This is a genomic window from Sebaldella sp. S0638 (genome assembly GCF_024158605.1).
Classification (GTDB): Bacteria; Fusobacteriota; Fusobacteriia; order Fusobacteriales; family Leptotrichiaceae; genus Sebaldella.
Map to the genome: position 1 here is coordinate 204,125 of NZ_JAMZGM010000001.1, position 23,058 is coordinate 227,182.

Annotated in this window: 22 protein-coding genes and 1 pseudogene; 7 read left to right on the forward strand and 16 right to left on the reverse strand. The window is 33.4% G+C overall.

Features of this window, described 5'->3' with window-relative positions; all coding sequences use genetic code 11:
* Window positions 1-19 precede the first annotated feature (19 nt).
* Both NK213_RS00890 and NK213_RS00895 read right to left on the reverse strand, forming a co-directional pair.
* Window positions 20-841 carry a glycyl-radical enzyme activating protein gene (locus NK213_RS00890; RefSeq protein ID WP_253346047.1) on the reverse strand — a complete coding sequence of 274 codons (822 nt, stop codon included), beginning with the start codon at window positions 839-841 and terminating at the stop codon, window positions 20-22.
* A 51-nt stretch (window positions 842-892) separates the two neighbouring features.
* Complete coding sequence (locus tag NK213_RS00895) at window positions 893-3,190, reverse strand: formate C-acetyltransferase (RefSeq protein ID WP_253346048.1); 2,298 nt, start codon at window positions 3,188-3,190, stop codon at window positions 893-895.
* Window positions 3,191-3,340: 150 nt separating this feature from the next.
* Here NK213_RS00895 and NK213_RS00900 point away from each other — a divergent pair, with 150 nt between their 5' ends.
* On the forward strand, window positions 3,341-4,102 hold the full coding sequence (locus NK213_RS00900) for a DeoR/GlpR family DNA-binding transcription regulator (RefSeq protein ID WP_253346049.1): 762 nt from the start codon (window positions 3,341-3,343) through the stop codon (window positions 4,100-4,102).
* Window positions 4,103-4,154: 52 nt separating this feature from the next.
* Here NK213_RS00900 and NK213_RS00905 read toward each other — a convergent pair whose 3' ends face one another.
* From NK213_RS00905 to NK213_RS00915, 3 genes are read right to left on the reverse strand one after another with little or no spacing between them, the layout of a single operon-like run.
* The gene (locus tag NK213_RS00905; RefSeq protein ID WP_253346050.1) at window positions 4,155-4,469 is read right to left on the reverse strand and encodes a PTS fructose-like transporter subunit IIB; all 315 of its coding nucleotides are present in this window, start codon (window positions 4,467-4,469) and stop codon (window positions 4,155-4,157) included.
* A 19-nt stretch (window positions 4,470-4,488) separates the two neighbouring features.
* Window positions 4,489-5,547, reverse strand: coding sequence for a PTS fructose transporter subunit EIIC (locus NK213_RS00910; protein WP_253346051.1), 1,059 nt, complete (start codon window positions 5,545-5,547; stop codon window positions 4,489-4,491).
* Window positions 5,548-5,565: 18 nt separating this feature from the next.
* On the reverse strand, window positions 5,566-6,084 hold the full coding sequence (locus NK213_RS00915) for a PTS sugar transporter subunit IIA (RefSeq protein ID WP_253346052.1): 519 nt from the start codon (window positions 6,082-6,084) through the stop codon (window positions 5,566-5,568).
* Window positions 6,085-6,639: 555 nt separating this feature from the next.
* Between NK213_RS00915 and rpsT the strand changes: the two genes are divergently transcribed.
* The 3 genes from rpsT to NK213_RS00930 all read left to right on the forward strand — a co-directional run bounded on the left by rpsT (window position 6,640) and on the right by NK213_RS00930 (window position 8,291).
* Entirely contained in the window at window positions 6,640-6,906 is a 267-nt protein-coding gene (gene rpsT / locus NK213_RS00920; protein ID WP_253346053.1) for a 30S ribosomal protein S20, read from the forward strand.
* A 208-nt stretch (window positions 6,907-7,114) separates the two neighbouring features.
* Complete coding sequence (locus tag NK213_RS00925) at window positions 7,115-7,912, forward strand: Fic family protein (RefSeq protein ID WP_253346054.1); 798 nt, start codon at window positions 7,115-7,117, stop codon at window positions 7,910-7,912.
* Window positions 7,913-7,949: 37 nt separating this feature from the next.
* Entirely contained in the window at window positions 7,950-8,291 is a 342-nt protein-coding gene (locus NK213_RS00930) for an immunity 51 family protein (RefSeq protein ID WP_253346055.1), read from the forward strand.
* A gap of 95 nt (window positions 8,292-8,386) precedes the next feature.
* Here NK213_RS00930 and holA read toward each other — a convergent pair whose 3' ends face one another.
* The 4 genes from holA to NK213_RS00950 are packed head-to-tail and all read right to left on the reverse strand — an operon-like array spanning window position 8,387 to window position 11,618.
* Complete coding sequence (holA, locus tag NK213_RS00935) at window positions 8,387-9,352, reverse strand: DNA polymerase III subunit delta (RefSeq protein WP_253346056.1); 966 nt, start codon at window positions 9,350-9,352, stop codon at window positions 8,387-8,389.
* A gap of 8 nt (window positions 9,353-9,360) precedes the next feature.
* Window positions 9,361-10,368 carry a spore photoproduct lyase family protein gene (locus tag NK213_RS00940; protein WP_253346057.1) on the reverse strand — a complete coding sequence of 336 codons (1,008 nt, stop codon included), beginning with the start codon at window positions 10,366-10,368 and terminating at the stop codon, window positions 9,361-9,363.
* A gap of 15 nt (window positions 10,369-10,383) precedes the next feature.
* Window positions 10,384-11,244 (reverse strand): polyphosphate kinase 2 family protein, encoded by an 861-nt coding sequence (locus NK213_RS00945; RefSeq protein ID WP_253346058.1) that lies wholly within the window; start codon window positions 11,242-11,244, stop codon window positions 10,384-10,386.
* A 2-nt stretch (window positions 11,245-11,246) separates the two neighbouring features.
* The gene (locus tag NK213_RS00950) at window positions 11,247-11,618 is read right to left on the reverse strand and encodes a carbonic anhydrase (protein ID WP_253346059.1); all 372 of its coding nucleotides are present in this window, start codon (window positions 11,616-11,618) and stop codon (window positions 11,247-11,249) included.
* Between the two features lie 134 nt (window positions 11,619-11,752).
* Here NK213_RS00950 and NK213_RS00955 point away from each other — a divergent pair, with 134 nt between their 5' ends.
* Both NK213_RS00955 and NK213_RS00960 read left to right on the forward strand, forming a co-directional pair.
* A complete protein-coding gene (locus NK213_RS00955) occupies window positions 11,753-12,121 on the forward strand; it encodes a DUF4870 domain-containing protein (protein ID WP_253346060.1) in 369 nt (122 codons plus the stop codon).
* Between the two features lie 105 nt (window positions 12,122-12,226).
* Complete coding sequence (locus NK213_RS00960; protein ID WP_371926342.1) at window positions 12,227-12,580, forward strand: nuclear transport factor 2 family protein; 354 nt, start codon at window positions 12,227-12,229, stop codon at window positions 12,578-12,580.
* Between the two features lie 76 nt (window positions 12,581-12,656).
* On the opposite strand, the gene NK213_RS00965 is transcribed toward NK213_RS00960, so the two are convergent.
* The 7 genes from NK213_RS00965 to NK213_RS00995 all read right to left on the reverse strand — a co-directional run bounded on the left by NK213_RS00965 (window position 12,657) and on the right by NK213_RS00995 (window position 22,679).
* A complete protein-coding gene (locus NK213_RS00965; RefSeq protein ID WP_253346062.1) occupies window positions 12,657-13,052 on the reverse strand; it encodes a hypothetical protein in 396 nt (131 codons plus the stop codon).
* A 19-nt stretch (window positions 13,053-13,071) separates the two neighbouring features.
* Window positions 13,072-13,632 carry a GNAT family N-acetyltransferase gene (locus tag NK213_RS00970; RefSeq protein ID WP_253346063.1) on the reverse strand — a complete coding sequence of 187 codons (561 nt, stop codon included), beginning with the start codon at window positions 13,630-13,632 and terminating at the stop codon, window positions 13,072-13,074.
* Window positions 13,633-13,720: 88 nt separating this feature from the next.
* Entirely contained in the window at window positions 13,721-14,671 is a 951-nt protein-coding gene (locus tag NK213_RS00975; RefSeq protein WP_253346064.1) for an MATE family efflux transporter, read from the reverse strand.
* A complete protein-coding gene (locus NK213_RS00980; RefSeq protein WP_253346065.1) occupies window positions 14,668-15,090 on the reverse strand; it encodes an MATE family efflux transporter in 423 nt (140 codons plus the stop codon). Before NK213_RS00980 ends, NK213_RS00975 begins: the two co-directional genes overlap by 4 nt.
* A gap of 1 nt (window position 15,091) precedes the next feature.
* Entirely contained in the window at window positions 15,092-15,589 is a 498-nt protein-coding gene (locus NK213_RS00985; protein WP_253346066.1) for a GNAT family N-acetyltransferase, read from the reverse strand.
* Window positions 15,590-15,650: 61 nt separating this feature from the next.
* Window positions 15,651-15,914, reverse strand: a complete 264-nt coding sequence (rpsO, locus tag NK213_RS00990; protein WP_256478621.1) for a 30S ribosomal protein S15 — start codon at window positions 15,912-15,914, stop codon at window positions 15,651-15,653.
* Between the two features lie 288 nt (window positions 15,915-16,202).
* Complete coding sequence (locus tag NK213_RS00995; protein WP_253346067.1) at window positions 16,203-22,679, reverse strand: autotransporter domain-containing protein; 6,477 nt, start codon at window positions 22,677-22,679, stop codon at window positions 16,203-16,205.
* Window positions 22,680-22,726: 47 nt separating this feature from the next.
* On the opposite strand from NK213_RS00995, the pseudogene NK213_RS01000 reads away from it, so the two are divergent.
* Window positions 22,727-23,058 (forward strand): annotated as a pseudogene (locus NK213_RS01000) (transposase); the annotation flags it as partial.

Below are 23,058 nucleotides of genomic sequence, written 5' to 3' on the forward strand. Positions count from 1 at the left end.
CTCCTGTATGTTTTTTTATTTATCCGCCTATATTTACACAAAACCCTTCTTTTTCAAAAAACTTTTTTATATTTCCAGTATCCTCTTCTGTTGGTATTTCCAAATCTTCCAGAAGATACTTTCTGTTCAGATATTCATACTTCTTGCTTCCATAGTTATGATAAGGCAGAATATCTATATTTTTCACATTGCATTCTTTCATTAATTCCGATATTTTTTCCAAATTTTCTGTTTCATCAGTATATCCCGGAATATAAGGAAAACGCACAATTACTTTTCCTGTCTCAGCCGCTGCTCTGAAATTCTCAGTTATTATATCCGAACCGCCCTTTAGTATTTTTTTTGACTTTTCATTATCCATTATTTTCAGATCAAATAAGACTGTATCTGTATATTTCAGAATCTCTCTGAATTTCTTATTATCACCATAGCCGCAGGTTTCTACAGCAGTATTTATTCCATGCTCCTTTAATTCTTTCAAAAATTCCGCAGCAAAATCTCCCTGCTCCAAAACTTCCCCACCTGATAATGTTACCCCGCCTTTTGAAGTATTAAAAAATATCTCATCTTTCAGAACCTCTTTCAAAAGCTCTCCCAGATTGTACCATTTACCGGTTTTTTCATATGTCCCCGTAGGATCTTCGTCTATATTTTCTATATATTTTTCATACTTTTTCTGTTTTTCCTTATTTATCATTACTTCTATTTTACCACTCTGAGATTCAGGGTTGGAACACCACGGACATCTGAGCCTGCATCCTTTGAAGAACACCATTGTCCTGATTCCCGAACCGTCATTTAAAGAATATCTCTGAATGTTAAAAATTAAAGCTTTATTCATTCATAATCTCTCCTTGTTACTGCTAATGTCAAAATGTAAAAAAGCAATATCCTAAAATACATGTTCTGTTCTGTTAATTATATCATTCTGTATTTTCTCATTTAATTCTGTGAAAAATGCACTATATCCTGCTACCCTGACTACAAGATTGTCATACTTTTCAGGGTAAAGCTGAGCTTCCTGTAAAGTCTCTCTTCCCACTACATTAAACTGTATATGCTGTATTTTCAGCTTCATATAAGCATAAATATAATTAACAAAATTTTCCAGTCCCTGATCACTTTGAAGCGGCCCGGGGCTAAGCTTTACATTCAGAAGACTTCCGTTAGTCAGCAGAACATTATCAAGCTTGCTTACACTCTTTAATACCGCTGTGGGACCTAGTTTATCCCTCCCGAACATAGGCGATAATCCCCCGTCTGCAAGCTGTTCTCCTGATTTTCTTCCGTCAGGTGTTGCTCCCACTACTTCCCCTAAAGGTATATGCGCAGAAACAGTATAAGAACCGGGAATAAATATTCCTCCTCTCGGATTATCATATTTCTCCACTTCCTTACAGTAAAGTCTTAATATTTCCGAGCTTAAATCATCTACATTATCAAGGTCATTACCGTACTTATCCTCGTCATTGATAAGTCTGAGCCTCATTTCTTCACCATTCTCAGTATTAAAGTCATTTTCCATGACATCCACAAGTTCATTGAATGTGTATCTTTTCTCATCAAATACAAATTTCTTTATAGCATAAAGCGAATCTGAAAGGTTTGGCATTCCTATACCCTGAACCCCAGAAAAATTATACTTTGCTCCGCCTTCGGTTATATCTTTCCCTTTTTCTATACAGTTATCCACCATTACAGAAAGCAGCGGAACAGGAGCATATATTCTGTGTCCTTCATCTACTATATTACTTCCTTCTGCCATTAGTTTCACATATTTTTTTATATCATTTTTTATTTCATCTATTATAAACTGAAAAGTAATCCTGTTATTCCCTTTATTTCTCAGCAGTACTTTTTCCATGATTTTCATTATATTCAGCATTGCTATATCATGAAGTCCGTATGTTTTCCCTGGAATTGACAGTTCTACACATCCTACCACAGAATAATTTCTGGCATCTTCAAGGCTTACTCCTCTTATAAGGAAAGACGGAATAATCACCTCATCATTAAAAATCTGCGGAATTCCTGTTCCCAGTCTTATTATCTCACATGTTTTCTTGATGAATTTTCTTGGTTCCAGTTCATTTACCCTTACACCAAGATTAGGCTGCGGAAGCTGTATATCTTTGTATGCTTCAAGAAACAAATACGAAAGCTCGTTTACCGCCGGTCTCCCTTCAGCTGTAAGACCTCCCAGAAGTGCAGTGTATCCTGTAGGAAATCCTGCGAAAAACTTTGCACTGTTGCTGCTTCTTACCAATACCACATCATTTGTTTTTATATAAAAAGCCTCGAGATACTCTTTTAACTCATTTTCAGATATTCCTTTTTCAAGATCATTAACATAAAAACTGTTTAAGTACTGATCGACTCTTCCCAAAGAGATAGAGCTTGCATTTGACTCATATTGAAGTATCACACATACATACCATAAAAGCTGCAATGCTTCAAGAAAGCTTTCGGGCTTGTCTTTTGATATTTTTCTTGATACTTCGGCTATTCTTTTCAGATCATTTATACGAACATTGTCAGTTTCTGTTTTTATCATTTCCTCTGCCAGTTCGGCATATCTGAGAATATGTTTTTCAGAAGCATCCAGTACTATTTTTGATGCCTGATAAAATTCATTTTCAGGATTTTCTTTTAATTTATCGCTGATTTTTCTGTTTAGATAACCCAGTCCGTTATTCAATACTGTTTCAAAATCAGGAATTATATGTCCTTGCCCTTTATCAGTCTGGTTTAATTTTACTATTTTTTCTTTTACACTTACTTTTATATCATCACCTATGTTACATTCGATTGAATCTTTCATTGATTTTTCCTGCCAGTAAGAAAAAAGTTCCTCTTTGTATACAGCTTTATCTTTCTCGGTAAACTTAAATTTATCCTGCGGTCTGACAGCCATGGTATCTATTTCTTCCAAAATCCAGTAAGGATCCATTTCCGGGGATATAATTCCGCTTCTTGGTCTCACTGTTCTGTTTCCTGCTATTATTTCCTTTTCTCTTATGCTTATTTCCACTTTATTTAGTATATTTTCAGTTGCCGCAGCCCTTCTTATTATCTGTGGCTGACCTTCTGTTTCTTTGTAACTTTCAGTATAAAGCAATGCTCTTTCTATTGATATTTCTCTTTCGTTTTTAAATAAATCTTTCTTCAAAAATTTTATTCTTTCGTTCATAACATTACCTCCAATGGTTTTCAATTCTATGATACATCTTTTTTATTGTTTTGTCAACTTTTTTATTGTTGTTTATTGTTTTGAATTTTATCTTTGATTTTTTTGCATATTTAATATATAATTTGGTATTACCAATTACAGGGAGGTCTTATGTTTGTAAAAGAAAGACTGGAAATAATAATGTCTCTGCTTAAAGAAAAAGGAAAAATCGAGGTAAACGACCTGAGTAAACAGTTTAGTGTTTCGAAAGATCTTATAAGAAAAGATCTTCAAAAACTGGAAGACCAGGGACTTTTGGAAAGAACCTACGGAGGTGCAATCCCAAAAAGGACTATAGTTAAGAATCTTAGTATCTGGAGCAGAATGACTTCCAATACTGAAGAGAAGAAAAAAATTGCCAAAAAGGCTCTCTCTCTGATTAGTCCTAATGATACTGTTTTTCTCGATATTACATCTATAAATTATTATCTTGCAGATGAAATAGATAACAGCGGTATAAACGTTACCGTAATCACCAATATGATCGATATAATGCACCTGCTTTACCACTCTGAGAATATAAAGCTCATAGGAATCGGCGGTGTTTTGAATAAAGAACTGGACGGATTCGTCGGCTCTGTTTCAATAGATCAGATAAAAAAATTCAAATCGGATATAGCTTTTCTCGGAACAATAGGTCTTGATACCGTATCAGGCAGCCTGACTACATTTGATTCTGAAGACGGACTTACAAAAGAAGCCATTATTAATTCCGCCAAGAAAAAATATCTTATATCCGAAAAGCAGAAATTTTATCAGGATGGTAATTTCATATACTCAAATATTGATAATTTCAATGGTTTTATTACCGATGATGATATTCCCAAAGATATAAAAACATTTATGAAAAAAAAGAATGTTTCTATTGTTTAATAAAATTAAGAAAAAATCACTTTTAGACAACGTCGTAAAAGTGATTTTTTTCTTATCTGTTCTTAAATGCTTCTTCTATTTTCTCTATGATTTTATTTGATTTTTTCACTACATCACTTATTGCTACTTTAACTGTCGGCTTTCCTTCGAATCTTTCAAGATTTGCCAAAGACACATCTTTTGTAAGCACTATTACATCTGCACTTTTTACATCATCCATAGTCAGTTCATTTTCTGTCCCGATCGATCCCTGTGTTTCTACTTTTACTTCATGTCCTTTAGCTAATGCTGCTTTTTTCAATGCTTCTGCTGCCATATAAGTATGTGCTACCCCTGACGGACAAGATGTTACTCCTAGTATTTTCATATTTATATCCTCCGTTATTCTAAAATTCTATTTCTAATTCTAAATCATCAGAATCCGAAACCGATTCTTTTACTTCCGATTTCTTTAATACTATTGCTAATACTGCTGTTACCATAGCTCCTACAAGAACGGATATTATATACCCTATTTTATTTTCCACTGTAGGCAGTACTATGAGTCCTCCCCATGAAGAACTTAATTTTGCTCCCAAAAGACCTGCTGTTACTGATCCGCATGCAGCTCCTACCATTAATGCAGGTATTACTCTTAAAGGATTGGCAGCGGCAAAAGGTATCGCGCCCTCGGTTACTCCTACCAGCCCCATGAGAATCGCTGCTTTTCCTGTTTCTTTCTCTTCATCGCTGTATTTTTTCGGTGCCAGTAATGTTGATATTCCAAGACCAATAGGCGGTACACATATAGCTACTCCTATCATTGCAGGAATTGTGTAAATCTGTTCAGATACTGACAGTATCATAAATGAGAAAGCTACTTTATTTACAGGTCCTCCCATATCAAATGCTATCATCATCCCAAGTATAATTGCCAGAAGTATTGTATTAGCCCCGCTCATATTCTGGAGCCACTGAGTAAGTAAAACTGTTATATTGGCAATTGGTTTTCCTATTACCCACATCATTATTCCCGCAGTTATAAATGTTCCTATTAATGGTATAACAAAGATCGGCATTATCGATCTGAATACATCCGGTACTTTTATTTTTTTCAAATAAAACACTACTATTCCGCCGATTATCCCTGCGAAAAGTGCTCCAAGAAATCCTGCGCCGATTTTACTTCCTACCAGCCCTGCTATGGCAGCCGGTGCCAGTGCTGATCTTCCCGCTATAGAATATCCTATATATGCTGCAAGCATAGGTATCATCAGTTCAAATCCTGCTACCCCTATATCAAAAATATCCTTTAATATTGGATTCTCAGGAACACTTCCTTTTCCTCCCAGAACCACTGCTAAAGACAGCAATATTCCCCCTGCTATAACGAAAGGTATCATATGTGACACCCCTGTCATAAGGTGCTGTCTGATTTCTTTAAATATTTTTACAATATCTTTCATACTTTTTCTCCCTCATTATTAGTTTATATTTTCAGAATACTCGCTTATTATTTGTAAAGCTTCTTCTTTCGTATTTATATTCGAAAGTTTGTCACGAAAATCGTCGTCTAATATAGAAGTAGATAATTTTATAAGTATTCTCATATGCTCATCTCCAGCTGCTTCTTCAGACACACCAATCATAAATACATATTTTACATACTCGTCTTCGTCCCCGTCTTCTCCCCACTTTACTTCATTTTTCAATCTTGCGAATGCTATTGCAGCATCCTTTACAGAACCGCACTTCCCGTGTGGAATGGCAAAAGAATAGCCTACTGCTGTAGGAAACGATTTTTCTCTCTCATGTAGAGCATGTAAAAATCCTGTCTTAGAGCAGAAATCACAGCTTTGGCATTTATCAAGGCCGTCTTTTTTCCATACACAATTTAATTTCTTTTCTTCATGTATTAGTTTTGCCAGATTTTCTATGGCTTCCTCTTTTGTCTTCACCTCCATGTCCAGTTCTATCAGCTTTTCGTTAATTAGTGTTCCCATTAATTACCTTCACCTCTCTTGTTCAAATTCTACAATTAATAATACCATTTTTTATTGTTTTGTCAAGTTTCTTATTGATCATTATTCTTTAAACCATTTTTTTATTGTCAAAAAAGTCACACACATGTTTTACATGTCAAATAACAAAAATTATAACATTTATCGTTTCTTATTGTTTTTTACAAAATGAATAACAAATCATTATTTTACTTATTTATAATCATTTTATTTTTTAATTTTATTTTTTATTTCAATTATTTTATATCTTTTTTCTTGTTTCTTCCTGTTTTTTCATCAATAATCATTATAAAACTATATTTATTATTTTATTGATTTTTTTATTATTTAGCTTTTCCAAATAAAATTTTTCCAGCTGATATTTTTATATATAATTTTGAGGAAAAAGATAGCTGTACAATCTGTATAAAGTGCAGTTCTATTTCCATCCAAACCCCTTTATTCATGAGGTTTTAGTCTTTTATTCAGATAAAAGCTTGATTTTTATAAGAAAAAATGATATGATTATACGTAAAATTATCGGAAAGGAGGCTACTAATGGCTCATTCAAAATCATCTAAAAAAAGAGTATACATAGGTGAGAGAAATAGATTAAGAAACCAGGCTATAAAAAGCAGAGTAAAAACATTTGTTAAAAAAGTTCTTGTTGCTGTTGATGCGAATAATGTCGACGAAGCTAAAACAGCATTGAGTGTTGCATATAAAGAACTAGATAAAGCTGTTACTAAAGGTATCCTTAAGAAGAACACTGTATCTAGAAAAAAATCAAGACTCGCTGCAAAAGTTAATTCATTGGCTAGCTAATCAATATAAAAAAGACACATCGTGTCTTTTTTGTTTTAACTTTTTTTGGTTTTATTGCTTTAAATCTGTTATAATATTATAAATTGTGATTTTGGGATAATGTTAATAATATGGCTATTAGTGCCTTTATTAAAGAATCATTTTTAAGCCTGTCAGTTCAAAAGCTGAAACAATACCGTCAAAAGAATATCTTTTTGGAAAGGAGTGTATGAAAAAATGTATAATTATTATACTTTTATCATACAAAGAAAATATGAAATTTCTAGATATTGATAAAAAGTTAAAAAAATATAGTGAAATTAAGCTTTCAAAAGAACTATTAAAAGATTTGAGAGAAGACTTAATTATAAAATGGACTTATAACAGCAATGCTATAGAAGGAAATACAATAGATATGTACCAGACTAAAGTATTGCTTGAAGATGGAATTACTATAGGCGGAAAAACAATGAAGGAGCATTTGGAAATAATAAATCATGCTGAGGCAATAAAATATATAGAAGAAATTGTCAGTAAAAATATTTTTTTAAGTGAGTATGAAATAAAAAACATTCATAATTTAGTGACTAAAGGTATAGAAAATATTGATTCAGGAAAATACAGGGATACACAGGTACAAATAGGAGGAGCTAACTTTACTCCTGTTCCCCCGTATCTCGTTAAAGGAAAAATGGAAGAATTAATTTTATGGTATAAAGAAAGTAATCTACACCCAATAGAAAAATCAAGTATCTTACATGGAGAATTTATAAAAATTCATCCTTTTAAAGATGGTAATGGACGAACAGCAAGATTGTTATTGAACTTTGAATTGATGAAAAGCGGATATCCTCCTATAATCATAAATAAGGAAGAACGGGAAATTTATTACAAAACATTGGATATGGGTTCAGTTACTGGAAATTGGGAAGATTTCACAGAATTTATAGCAGTTAAAGCTGATGAAAGAATTGAATATATGAATAAATTTAAAGAAGAAGAAATCAAGATAAATAATATGAAATAACATTATATAGTAAAAATTATAAATTCAAGGAGGAAACATGAATTTTGAAGAAATTATAAAACCCTTTTTCTGGGTTGAGCATGAAAAAAGCGCTTCTTTATGCCTTAGTTCGCTGAATTATAAAGCTGAGATATTTGATTCACGAGCTGATGAAGGATTTTTGGGTAACGGCTACGATTGGGAATCACTTGCCCGTGTATTTCTTGAAGAAAAAATGCCTGAACTTGACGGTATTGTGAATTTTGACCCGGAAGCTGATATGTTCTGTGCCTATTCTTCCGATCCGACGGCATTAAAGAAATTCGCTCTTTCATTCAAAGAAGCCTGTGAAAATACAGAATTAATTACAGATATGTTTTCACGTGCAGAACTGGACTAAAAATAATCATAAAAGAAAAAACCCTGTGAAAAATATTTTTTTTACAGAGTTTTTTTTATTGTTATTTATTGTTTCAAAAGTTTAAAACCATATACCTATCTGTTTACTTCCAGTACAAGAGCCTCTACCCCTATATCCATAGGAAGCTTTCCCGTCTTTATGTCTTTTTCTATTTCCCAGCATTTGTAACTAAGCCTTCTAAGCTTCTTCCTGCTGAATCTTTTTATATTTTTATACTTATTAAATATGGCATATGGATGGGCAGGTCTTTTATTAACATAAAAATATTTTTTTATCTTTTCATATTCTGACTTAAACGAGTTATAATCCCCTCTTAGTCTGAATCCTTCCTCTTCCAGTTCCAAAAGTTTCAAAAGTGTTTCCACTTCCCCGTACATACTGTATAGAAACCCCATATATTCTTTTGTTTTTTTCAGATATTCCATTACCTCAAAAATTTCGCCTTTTATTGTTTTTTCCACACATTCATAGATAAAGTATTCTTTCTGCACGGAAATCATATTTTTTATTTTCTCAAAGTCATACGGCTCATCACCAAGAAAACTTTTTATTTTTTCCACTTCATTTTTCACCTTAAAAGGATTTTCCCCTATAAGACTGAGGAGTCTCTGCGTTTCCTTCGTATCGGTTTTCAGATTTTCCTTTACAAAATCAGCAAGATTTTTCTCGTCTTCCTCGGTCTTGATAACTTTAGTTTCTGTCTTTTTCCCTATTTCACCAAGAAGAGCAAACAATTTATCGTTCTTCTTGCTTCCCTCTATTTGAAAATCTACTATTACATATTTTGAATCCATTTCTACATTAGAAATAAGAGCAAGAACCTCCTCTATATTGCCGAGTTTTTCCGCCCTTTTCAAAACAAGTATTTCCTTACCGCCAAATATGGAATTAAAATTCAGTTTTTCAAAAAATTTATCATCCTCTTTAAGCACCACATCAAAGACAAATTCCTGTATTCCCGGATTTTTCTTTTTTATATCATCCAGTATCTCCAGATATTTCAACTCTCTGCTTTCGGTACCGCAAATAAAATAAAACATTTATTCTCCTATTTCAAAACTTTTTTCCAGATATATTCCTCTTCCATTCCGAGATAAATATCAAAGTCCCCGTATTTTCTAATTTCTTCCACTATTTCACTATACATCTGTATTCTTATTCCTTTAAAGTATCTCTCTTTTCCATCTATTCCCGTTACCAGCTCATTATAAAACAAATCGGTTTTTCTCTCTGAAAGAACCTTATCTTTCAGACCTTTTGTATACCTCAGACTGCCCAGACCGATATCTCTTATCTTTTTGGTGTCCAGTTCTCTCATAAGCTTATTTATCATATCTGTATAGGCATTCTTCCTGTTTTTTATATTTATCACAGGGTCTATCCTTATCCCGATATCGTAGCCATGCTCCTGAAGCTGTCTTGCGGCTGTAATCCGGTCTTGCAGTGAAGCCGTATGAAATTCATACTTTTCAATAACTTCCTCAGGGCTGAATGTAAATGAAACGAGAATATTCTTATAAACCTTCTCTTTCAAAAGCCCTTTTATATTTTTGCTTTTGGTTCTGAATTCCAAAGTAAGATCTTCCCTGTTACCAAAATAATCAATAAGATCATGTGAAATATCCGTAATATTGTCATAAACAAGTGAATCATTCACAATTCCGCAGCTTATCATTTCATTATTCCCCTTGTGATTATCCAGCTCACGAAACATATCCTCTGTATTCACATAAAATATCCCTGCCCCGTGGCTGTAATAATCCCTTAAATAACAATATACACAGTTAAAAGGGCAGTTATTCTCATAAGAAAGATAATATTCTTCCTTTATTTTCCGGAAGTTCTCATCCAGATGATATGATTTCAGAAATCTGCCCTTTTTTACTGTAAATAAAAAATATCCTTTTTCTTTCTCAAAACCTAGTTTCTTTTCTTTCAGCATCTCTAAAAATTCTGCTTCCGAACTGACAATACTGTAGTTTTTCAAAATATTCAGGATATCTCTGCCTTTTTTATGCTCTTTTATATCCTCGGTTATAAAAAATCTGCTTTCCATCTTTTTCCTCTATAATTATTTATCTTTTAATAATATTTCTTTATAATTCTTAAGCTCGCTCTTCTGTGTCTTGTTTAACTCAGGATACTTCAAATTCAGACCTTCCAGTGTCTCTTTAATTACTTCTGAGACTGCGAACTTAGTAAACCATTTTTTATCTGCAGGAATCACATACCATGGCGCATAAGAAGTGCTTGTATGATTTATCGCGTCTTCATAAGCTTCCTGATAGTCATCCCAATACTTTCTTTCTTCAATATCAGCTGAAGAAAATTTCCAGTTCTTGCTCGGATCTTCTATTCTTTCAAGGAATCTTTCTTTCTGTACCTCTTTGGAAACATTCAGAAAAAACTTTATTGGTATTATCCCGTTTTCAAACAGATATTTTTCCTGCTCTCTTATATGATGAAACCTCTTTTTCCATATGTCCTTATACTGCTTTTCCTTGGGAAGATGCTGTGCGGAAAGAAGATTATGCACTCTTACCACCAATACATCCTCATAGTATGATCTGTTAAATACGCCTATTCTTCCCCTCTCAGGCATAGACTTAGATGTACGCCACATATAGGCATGATCCAGTTCTTCCATTGAAGGCTGTTTAAAGTTAAAAATCTGGAAGCCCTGCGGGTTTATACCGCTGAAGACATGTTTTATCGTCCCGTCCTTACCCGCTGCATCCATTGCCTGGAAAATAATCAGAAGTGAATATGTGTCTTCAGCATAGAGTTTGTTCTGAAGTTCACTTAATATTTCGATATTCTCTCCTAATTTTAGCAATCCTTCTTCTTTGTTCTTAAATATTCCCTTATCAGCTGTGGGAAAATCTTTTAACTTAATGCTTTTCTTACCGTCCACTCTGTACTTTCCAATCATATTTACACCTCTTTTACGACTTTTATATTAAAATCCCCGTCTATAAACATTCCTGTTACTTTTATATCTTTCAAATCTTTTTTTAGAATGTCCACTGCTTCCTCTATGTAGCTTTTCTGTGTTTCATCATCTACGGGACACCCTGCACAATCATGATGACCTGCTATAAAAAGATGATCGGATTTATGTTTTTTAACAGAGATTAATACTATTTTATCCTCTATATCCTTCAGATAACTTTCATTTATTATCTTCGACACCGGCCCTGCGTCTGTGATGGTATCCACATAAACATACCCGTATTTCACCCTTATATACTCGTTTACTGCCATGTTAAATCTGCCGTCCATGCAGCATATTAATGTACAATACATATTCTGTCCTCCTCGATTAATGTCCTAAAAAAATTCTTATGTTACATTATACTCTTTTTGCCCAAGAATTTCAATTATTGATATTATGACTTATTTGTGATAAAATTTTATATATATTTTCAGGAGGTTTAATCATGTCGTTTGAATACAAGGGAAACCCGAGGGAAGAAGCTTCTATCGGCGGTTTGAGAGCCAGTATTGCAGCTTTTTTTATATGTATATCTTTTTTTCTGGGAGTAAGTTTTATAGTTTCACTGGCTTCTCTTATACTGGAAAAAGAAAATGAATTTGTCAGATTTTATGCTGAAAGAACTTTGGCTGTAAATATGATTTTTTTAGTTTTACTTGTTTGTAATGTGATTTTTTTTATTGGTCAGATTGTTTTTTTACTGGGACTGGCGGCTTTGTCTGTTTATCAGATCATTGCATGTTATAAGGCTTATAAAGGTGATACTTTTGATTTACCTTTTATGGGAAAAATTTGTGAATTTTTATTTGCATAAGAGATATATTAAACAAATTTTAGATATAAAAACTGTCCGGAAGCTTTTTGAAATAAAAATTTTCAGGGCAATTTTTTCTCTTGATTATTATTAGAGGTGGTTATTATAAAACCAAAAGAAATTCTTATTCAGTGGATTGAGGCCTTTAATAGTGCCGATACAGAAAAGATTTCCGCCCTTTATGCAGATAATGCGGTTAATCATCAGGTTGCCAACGAACCTGTCAACGGACGTACAGCTATAAAGCAAATGTTTGAAAATGAATTCAGACAGGCTGAAATGGTGTGTATTCCGGAGAATATATTCGAAGACGGGGAATGGGCAATTCTCGAATGGAAAGATTCTTTAGGTCTCAGAGGATGCGGCTTTTTTCATATTATTAATGACAAAATAGTTTTCCAGAGAGGTTACTGGGACAAACTCTCATTTTTAAAGCTGTATAATTTCCCAGTTGAATAACTTCAATATTTTCATCTAAAAAAGATACCTGTAAATTACAAAGTATCTTTTTATTTTACCTGTTTATCTGTAAGAATCAATCTATCCACACAGTATCTTCTTCTCCTTTTTTCTTCCTTTTTTTCCCGTGAAGGACTTCCAGATAAAAGTAGATCATTACTGCTATCTCAAAGAATACCATACATATCACATAAAGTATTTTTATCGTACGTTTTATATTCTTATTTTTTATTGCAAGTATTATGTAGACAATTTTCTGTACCAAAGATAGACTACAGCTTATCGCCCATAATATGAAAATAAAACTGTAATCTTTTAATATTAACACAAGAATGTCTGAAAAAAATGCATCCTCAAAAATCATTGCTATAATAGAAGTCAGATTTTTTGCTACCATTCCGTTTATTATAACTGCTGTTACAAAAGGCGCAAAAGCCAAAAACCCCAGCCACATCTTTTCTTTTTTATTCAAAACAGCCTCCCATATGCTTTTATAATTTCTTTACCATATGCGTATAATTCTCTCCGTATACTGTTATCTCCGAATCTTCTTCATAACCTATTTTTTTATATATTGAATATGCTTTTTCCTTATCTCCGTGAACTATAAGACTCATTTTTTCATATCCGTGTTCTCTACCTTCATTTTCCGCATACTTTATGAGTTCCTTTGCTATTCCCCGACCTTGATATTCAGGGCTTACAGCCACAGAATCTATATAAAATTCATTTTCATAAAATTCTTTTTCAAAACTGTTTCGTATTATTCCTCTTTTTTTCAAATCCTCAAGCATCACTCTGTCCAGCTTTTCCCCTTCATCTGAATAATATACTACTATTACGCCTGCTATATTTCCGTCAATTTCGCAGACAGCAAAATTTTTATATGTATATCTTCCTTCTTCGAGTAAAAAATATTCCTCTAATTTTGATAATATTTCTTTTTCATCACTATATCCCGAAAATACTGTTTTCATCTCGTCCAATGCTGTAATAAGCAGTGCTGCTGCCCCTTTTACATCCCTTTTTTCTGCTTTTCTAATTATTGACATGTTATTACTCCTTTACTTTTTTGATAAAACGGTCTGTTACTATTCAGAATGTCAATATTGAATTCAAAACCGTCAATATACCAAAATTCTAAGCTGCTAATTCTTCTAACATTTCTCCCGAATTTTTTATTTTTCTCAAAGTCCACAAAAACCACGTAACTGAAATAACACCTTTTAAGATACTTGTTCCGCTTATACTCCACCAGATTCCTGTAAGTCCCATAATTAATGTAAGAATGTAAGCAAGCGGTATTCTCAGGCTGGTTACTACTACACTGTTTACAGTAGGCTGTAACGTTCTTCCCACGCCGTTAAATGCTCCTGTTGTTGTTATCTCCGCACACATAAACATCTGCGAAAATCCCAGAATACGCAGATAATCCTGTCCCATTGCTATAGTTTCGGGGTTTTCAAAGAAAAATCCGTAAAGATACTTTCCTCCGAATATAAATACAGCTGAAATCACAAATCCAATAGAAACTATCCATTTTAGCCCGATAAAATAGCCGGTTTTCAGTCTCTCAAAATTTCTCGCACCGTAATTCTGCCCTACAAATGCAGATATAGCACTTGCAAGTCCTATTGAAATATTCCAAGAAAATGCCTCGAACTGAATACCCACACGCTGTACTCCCAATGCTGTTTCATTTATGCTTGCTATCATACCAGCAAGAATAATTGCAAATACCGAGAACAGAGCCTGATTTATTCCGTTTAGAATCCCGAGTTTTATTATTCTCTTATAATAACGCACCGGATCCAGTCTCCATATACGGAGTTTTCTGAATCTTGATGTTTTTCTGAAAAGGTAACATAATATTCCTATACATGCTATTGCCTGTGCTGTAACTGTGGCTGTTGCCGCTCCTATTACTCCCATTTTTAAATATTTTATAAAGATATAATCCAAAAGCACATTTAAAAGCAGCCCTGCCGAGTTAAAAATAAACGGCCCCAAAGTATCACCTTCGGCATTTATAATAGATGATACTGTTATTACCAGATATAAAAATACGAATCCCACTGCGGAAATTATCAAAAATTGATTTGCGCATGGACAATCAAAGGATCCTGTACCTTAATTACTTTTATAAGATAATTATGAAATATCATAACAAATGCACAATACATAAGCCCAAAAGCCACACAAAGATAAAGTGCCGTTCTTACATATTTTCTTGCCGTTAATATCTTACGTGCGCCTATTGACTGCGCTACAAGCACCTGTGCACCTATTTTCGGTATATTACAGAAACACATTCCAAAATTTATAAAAAATGCACCTGCTGCAACTGCCGAAACATATTTGTCCCCGAGATATTTCCCTATGAACCATGTGTCTGTAAGACTGTATCCAATGGATATCAAAGATGTAAGTACAACCGGAAGAGCCAGTTTAAACAGTCCTTTTGATATCGAACCTTCCAATATATTTGTTTTATTTACTTTCTTCTTCATTTTATTTATCCTTACCTAATATATACGACCAAAATTCAACATCTATATATTTACCAAATTTTTTCCCTACTTCTTTAAAAACACCGATTTTTTCAAAACCTATACTTTCATGAAGTCTCTGGCTTGCCAGATTCGGGTATGAAACTACACCTATAAGTACATGTGCTCCTGCCTCCTGAGACAGTTCTATCAGTCTTTTATAAAGTTTTCTTCCTATTCCTTTTCCTTTTTCATTAATATCCATATATATGCTTGTTTCCAGACTTTCGCTGTATGCACTTCTCTCTCTGAATTTTCCCACATATGCATAACCTGTCACCTTGTTATTTTCCTCATAAACAATAAAGGGATATCCTGCATCCAGTATTTTTCTTATTCTGTTCTCCATTTCCGCAGTATCTATCTCCTCTGTTTCAAAAGTTATGATTGTTTCCTTTATATAATAATTATATATCGCTGTAATATCTCCCGCGTCTCTTAGTTCTACTCCTCTGATCATTTCTCTCATCTCCCGGCTGGCATTGTGTTTAAAATAAAAAGAGCAGAGCGCTCTTTTTATGTTATTTTCTTATTCCTAATTTTTCGATTAATACTCTATATCCATCTACATTTCTGTCTTTTAAATAATTTAAAAGTCTTCTTCTTTTACCTACCATTTTCAAAAGTCCTGCTCTTGAGTGAAAATCTTTTTTGTGTGTCTTCAAGTGACCAGTAAGGTGATTTATTCTGTCAGTAAGTAATGCTATCTGAACCTCTGTAGATCCTGTATCCTGTGGATTTTTTCCAAATTCTGCAACTATTTCCTGTTTACTTTTCAAAGCCATTAATATTTCCTCCTAATTATAAATTATCCTATCCAAGAATTTAGAGGCTACCTAAATTCCTAGAAAAAATTCATAATAATAATATCATATTTAGCACAAAATGTAAAGTATTAATTGTGTATTCTCCTTTTTAAAATTTTCATATTAACATATTATTTCGGAAGATTTCATATTTTTCCTTTTGTATTCAGTTAAAATAATATTCTGCCTTCAAAATAAGAAGAAATTATACCAAAACAAATCATGTTTTTGATATAATTCCCTTCTTTATTACTTCTTTTATGTGTATTAAAAAGCTGCTTTAAATGAAATTCCTACTTTATAATCTTCTTTATTAGCATTTCCCATTCCGTATTCGCCGTTTAGGAATATTCCGTATCTGTCATTTACTTCTACTCCTACACTTGCTGTTGTTTTTATTCTTCCTTTATCTTCTGCAGGCTGTGCAAGTTTATGATATCCTGTTTCTATGACTTCAAGGCTTGCTCTTTCCTGTTCATTCATATTACCTAATTCATATTCATAAGCTACGCCTATGTTTCCTTTCAGTTTTACATCTTTACTTGACCCAAATCCGGCTTCGCCGTTTAATCTCACACCTATGCTTGGTTTTACGCTGTATCCGTCATTACTATCCACTTTCAGGCTTTCTATCCCACCTTTTTCTTTAAAGCTGTCATGTGTCATATATCCAAGTTCAAGCCCTGCAAATGGAGTTACTTTTAGATTTTTTCCAAGTTCTATATCTCTTCCTACCTCATTTAATGAACTTACTCCGTATACATTATAGTCAGCGCTTAATTTAGATTTTGTTCCGTCATACCACGCCACTTCTCTGTCACTTGAATGAAATCCTGCTCTTCCAAGGATATCATTCTTGATATTCCAGCCGTTAACACTGTATTTATTATGTAATCCCAGCTGTATTGTATTTACCTCTTCTTCATTTTTTGTATCTTTCATCTGGAAATCAGTTCTTACATATCCCAATGAGTATCCGAATGTATGTCTGTATGTTCTCTCTACTTCTCTCAGAGCCAATGCTCCCACTGAATTATAGCTGTAAGATTCCACTCCTGTAGTATCTTCTGATGTGCTTCCTTTTCCGCCTATAATATTTATTTTTACATTTTCTTTTGTATTATTAGTAGAATTCTGCAACGTTGTTAATGCATTATTAAAAACACCTGCGATATCCTGTTCTCTCTGATTTATATTTGAATACATGTTACCTGCAAGCTGTTCAAAACTATTGCCAAGAACTCCGGCATCAGTTATAAGATCAAGTTTATCATAAATTTTTAATGCATCTCCTTCAGCATTCAGATATTTACCTTCTATATTTTTGGCGAATTCATCATACCATGCACCGTTAGTAAACTCGTCATAATTAATTTTTTCCATCCAGATATCTACTTTTCCCTGACTATTCACTACAGGTATCGCATCAAATGTAAGTGAATTACTTGACACAGATATCTCTCCATAATTTGTTCCGCCGTCAGGAGTAGAAGGGTCGAATACATTTTCAAACTTATATACTCTTGCATTAGTTCCTTGTGTAAATAAAGGATCTATTTTTACTGCATTATTCCCAAAATCAAAACTTGGTGCTACAAAACTTACTTTATTTGACAATAAGAATCCTGCATTTATATCATCAAGAGAATAATCATTTATTGTAATTTCCTCCATTGTTGCTTTTCTAAAACTTGTAGGATCTGGTTTTACTATTAAATTATATCCATCCAGTTCAAACTTTTCATCTACCTTTATTACACCTGCATTTATTATACTTGGCGGTGTATATCCGTCTTTCCCTTTTACTATGTCTGTAGAATTTATTGTTCCGGAAGCCACAGAGATCAAACCGTAATTTTCCAGTGTCGATCCTCCTGATAATTGTACTCCCACACTGTCATTACCATTTATATATATTTTTCCTGTACTTTCATTTATTACTTTTGAATTTACATTAGCATATATTCCTATATTATCATTACCATTCATTGTTATAGTACCTGCATTTGTTACTGTAGAAGCTCTCTCTGCTGCTATCCCTATACTTCCTGATCCTGACATTGTGATATTACCTTCATTTCTCAAACTTCCTGTACTTGAATATATTCCTATTGCTTTTTCTGAAGAAGAAAATATGTTTCCTTTATTCAAAGCTTCGTTTATATTATTAGTAACATACATTCCTACTGCTTCAGTTCCTGCTTCTATATTTCCGCTGTTTTCCATATTCTGAACACTATCTCCGTATATTCCTACTGCATATTTATTCAAATATGGATTTTGTTTGTCTACTATTACAGAACTTCCGATTTTTATATCACCACTGTTATATATACTTCCTGATTTACTGTAAATACCTATATTGGCTGTTCCTGTATCAGCTGTAATATTACCTCTATTTGTAATACTTCCGCCGTTTACCATATAAAATGCCGCTGAATCCGAACCTGTCATATATACAGATCCTCCGGCTTCATTTACTACATCCGATTCGTTACTTGCGTATAATAAAACTCCGTTTTCTCCTACTGTAGAGGCTCCGCTGTTTGTTATGGAAGTTTTTCCGTCAAGTACAATACCATAGCTGTTATCACTTACACTAAGTGCCATAGCGTTATTTATGGCTGAATTACCAGCACTGTAAATTCCTACAGTATTTGCACCGTTAAGAGTTAACTTACCCCCTGACAGGCTGACATTTCCGGAATTTGTATAAATCCCTGTTCCTGCTTCTTCAATATATAAATCTCCTGATGTATGCGTTACCTTTCCTGCGTTATTATATATTCCTATTGAATTTTTCCCTAATATCATACTGCTTGCATTATTAATAACACCATTGGAATTATTATTATATATCGCTATACTTGGATCAGAAACTGATGTAGAATCTCCTATTTCTATATACCCATAGTTATCAACAACTTTATTTCCTCCATCAGATACATATATACCTATTGATTTATTCCCTGATAAATTTATATTTCCTACATTAACTGTTGTAATATCAGATGTTCCGTCAAGATTTATTCCTGTCACATTATCTCCTGTACTTCTTATAGTTCCACTATTCAGTACACTATTTCCATCTTTCAGATAAAGTCCTGATGAATTTCCGCCTACTTCGACTGTACCTGTATTTGCAATACTTGACCCGCTGCCTTTACCATAAAGACCTACTGAATTATCACCTAACAATATAGAACCATCATTTTGGGCACCGGCACCATCTACAACATAAATTCCTACTGAATTATTACCGAAGTTTATAGTTCCTTTATTTGTTGCTTCCTTATACGCATAGTTTCCGTACCAATCTATCCTAACAGGTAATCCGTTTGTATATTTTCCATTTAAGGCAATTCCTATCATGCCAGCCTGACCTGAAGAAGTTAAATTTGAATTTTCTCCTAAGTATACTACTGAGTTAGTACCAGCTGCAAATATCCCGCCTGATCCTAAGGATGCATTATTGTTATAACTTATTATGTTATCTTTTATATTCTGCACAATGTATTCTGAACCTTCTGTAGAAGTTACATTAATAGAATCCAGATTAGAACTTGATGTTCCTTCTTTATTAATTACTATAATTCCTTTTCCATCCACATTTGCATTTACTGACCCGTAAAATGACGAACTATCTGCATATATACCTGTAGAATTATCACCTTTTAAATTTAGTTCCAGATCAAATACGTTAATATATCCATTTTTTGAATATATACCTGTCCCGTTTTCACCTACTGATATTTTAGCATCTGATCCGCTAACTTCTGCATTAGTAGTAGCATATATACCAATTCCGCCTTTTGATGCACTTACATCTATCTCACCGTTGTCAATATTTATACCGCCATCAGTATATCCATTCGGAGAAGCATTGTTTATGTACATCCCTACTGCATTGCTTCCTGCTTCAGCTATTATTTTACCGCTGTTTTCCAATGAAGCAGGTGGTGTATAATAAGGAACCTCACTAATGTCTACATTGGTACTGGCGTACATTCCTACACCCTTATCCCCGACTTTTATTGTACCGGTATTTTGTGCTACTCCAAGTATTGAATATAAACCCACACCTGAAGTTCCTGATAGATCTATTAATCCGTTATTTCTCACCGAACTTCTCTTTGTATACATCCCCAATGAATTATTACCCTCTAATTTTATCGTTCCATTATTTGTACTTGATAATATGTGTGTATCAGTACTCGCAAATTCCTGTGCTATACCTGCCAGACCGTCTTCAGTTCCACTAATTGTTATTCCTTCTTTTACTGTAATTCCTGATTTCCCAATTTCCTGATTTCTATATGTTTTATCACCAGTTATGTTGTTTTTATCTATGTTAGAATCAATATCAATTTCTACTGATGACTGAATAATTTTTGAAGCATCTGATCCTGTAAAATTAATTCCCGATCCGTTTGAAATATCACTTAAGTCACTGAGTTTTATGCTTGCTTTATTTAAAACCATTCTGTAAGAATCATCAGATATATTCATTGTTAAATTACCGTTAGTAGTATCTACTATGCCTTTTAAATACTCACCCACATTTATTGTTGTACTGGGATCCGTTCCTTCTACATAAAATCCTAATGCGCCATTTTTTATTTCTGTATTTACATCACTTGTTAAAATCATTTTCCCTTTGTAATTTCCATTGTTGTTATAATCTTTTATAAAATAAGCAAATGCATCTTTACCGTCTGCCTTTACTTCTAAAGGACTGCCTATTGTGGAAGAACCTAACTTCACTTCACTTCCGTTTGCATATATAACAGTACTGTTTTCTCCGTTGGCTTCGAGTTTATTTGCTTTTATCTCTGTCTTTGAAGCGTCTGAATTATAATTATAACCAAATCCGCTGTATATCGCTGTAGCATTTTTACCATTAACAATTATATGATCATTTTCTGTAGTAGCAATATTACCGGAATTTAAAATACCTGTCGAATAATCACCATTCATAGTAATGTTCCCGGTATTTACTATCATGGCATCATCCATATAATACATTGATGCTAGAGCAGTACCTCCATAATTATTTCCATATACATCTGTATAAGCTGATGAATTATTTTCTATATCTGCATAATTTTCAATTCTTCCGCCGTTGCTTACCAATCCTGCCATTGCTTTAGCTCCGGAACCTATTTTTATAGGCATGTAATTTTTTATATTAGACCCGTTATTCCCAAGTGCAATTGCATTTTGCTGGCCTGAATTAATAGGAGTTAACGAATTCTCTAAACTACTGTCTATTATTGTAGTTCCTTCTCTATATGAATAAAAAATCGCACTGCTTTTAGAGTTTCCACCAAATTCTATTGAACTTATCATTTTATCATTTAATATTAAGTCCATAGTTTTTTCTATAGTTCCCGTTGCTTCTCTTACAACTCCCATAGAACTTTCACCGTTTAATACTATATCAAGATTCTTCACATTATCTGCTAGTGAGATACCGCTTTCTGATATGGATTTCCCCAAATGAAAAGCTGTGTTATTTTTACCGCCAATTATTATTTTTCCTGTAGAACCGTCTATTTCTATTTTACTGCTTAGATAATCAGTGCTTCCGTAAATATATCCTCCTGTTTCTACTCCTCTGTTCCCAACTCCGTCAACATTAATATTACCTGGTTTTACTAATACCTCATTTTTTAATTTATCTACCGTAACAAAAACCCCTACTGATCCAACAACTCCAGAAGCAGTCCCATAAGAAGTGTCAGTACTGCTTTCTATATTTATTGTTCCTGAGTTAATAAGTTCACCTGTTTGTATTGTTGAAGAACTTCCTCTGTCAAGCTGCATGGCAATACCGCTTTGTCCATACTGATTTCCTCTTTTTATTGTTATTGTTCCTGTATTTTCTAAAACCGCTTTTGTCGGCGTACTATATACATTAGACAAATCAAGGCTCATACCTATTAATGAAGTAATTGTATAGCTGGTACTTGTGGAATCCACCTGTAAATTTAAATCTCCCGAAAAAACTGTCTTATAGTCCCCGCCGTTGTAATAAGCTGGTCTGTAGCTCAAAAAACCTACAGCATTATTCCGTGTACCATTTGTTAATGTCATATTCCATTTTCCGCTAATTTCTGTGTTTCTTGCACCGCCTAATTCGTGTACTACAAATTTGTTATTATTACTGTTAGTAGTATGTGTATAAGAATCAGCCGTTGTTCCGTTATAAGAAGAACCGTCGGAATAAGTAGCAGCACCAGTTATTGTTGCAATGTTAGTTTCTCCATTTAAATTTATTGTAGTCTCTGATGTGCTGACATCCAGATTTTCAAAAATTTTATTTCCAGATGTATAATATCCTGTATTAAATGCGTAGCCTCCAATTGATTGATTATCATATGAATTGGGATAACTAAAATTTATACTAGGAGTACGGGGCATAGCCGGAACACTGATACCTGTATATTTATAAACAGGATCACTAATCTGAGGTTCCAGTACAGAAACTGTATTTATATTCAATTCCGGTTCATTTACCGGTGTCAGATTAAGTTCCACTCCATTCCTGTTAATACCTTTCACAGGTATAACCATTCCTAAATCTACTGATTTTATACGTCCTTCACCATTCATAGTTATTGTGTCTTTTTTTCCGCCTCTTTGACTGTTATTATAAAATCCGCTTGTAAATATCTGCCATTCCAGATATTCAGGTTTTACAACATAGTCATTTTGTGTAGTGCTATAGTAAAGTAGGAACACCAAAATCTAAACAATGATATAATAAAAAAAGAAAGAGGTGTTTTGAAATGCAAAAAAATTATGAGGAAGAATTCAAGAAAAAAATAATCCGTCTTCATATAGAAGAGGGAAGAACTATTAAAAGCCTATCACTGGAGTACAGTATCTCTAAATCTGCTGTCTCATACTGGCTAAAAAAATTCCGTAACGAATGCCGCATCAATAAAAAAGCCCATGAAGAACAAGACTTTATGAAACAAAATAATAAACTTAAAAAAGAACTTGAAGAATTGAAAAAAGAAAATCTCTTTCTAAAAAAAGCAGCGGCATTCTTTGCGAAGGAAATAGATTAGTGGCTTATCATTTCATTTGTAAATATAAAAAGATTTTCGGACTAATT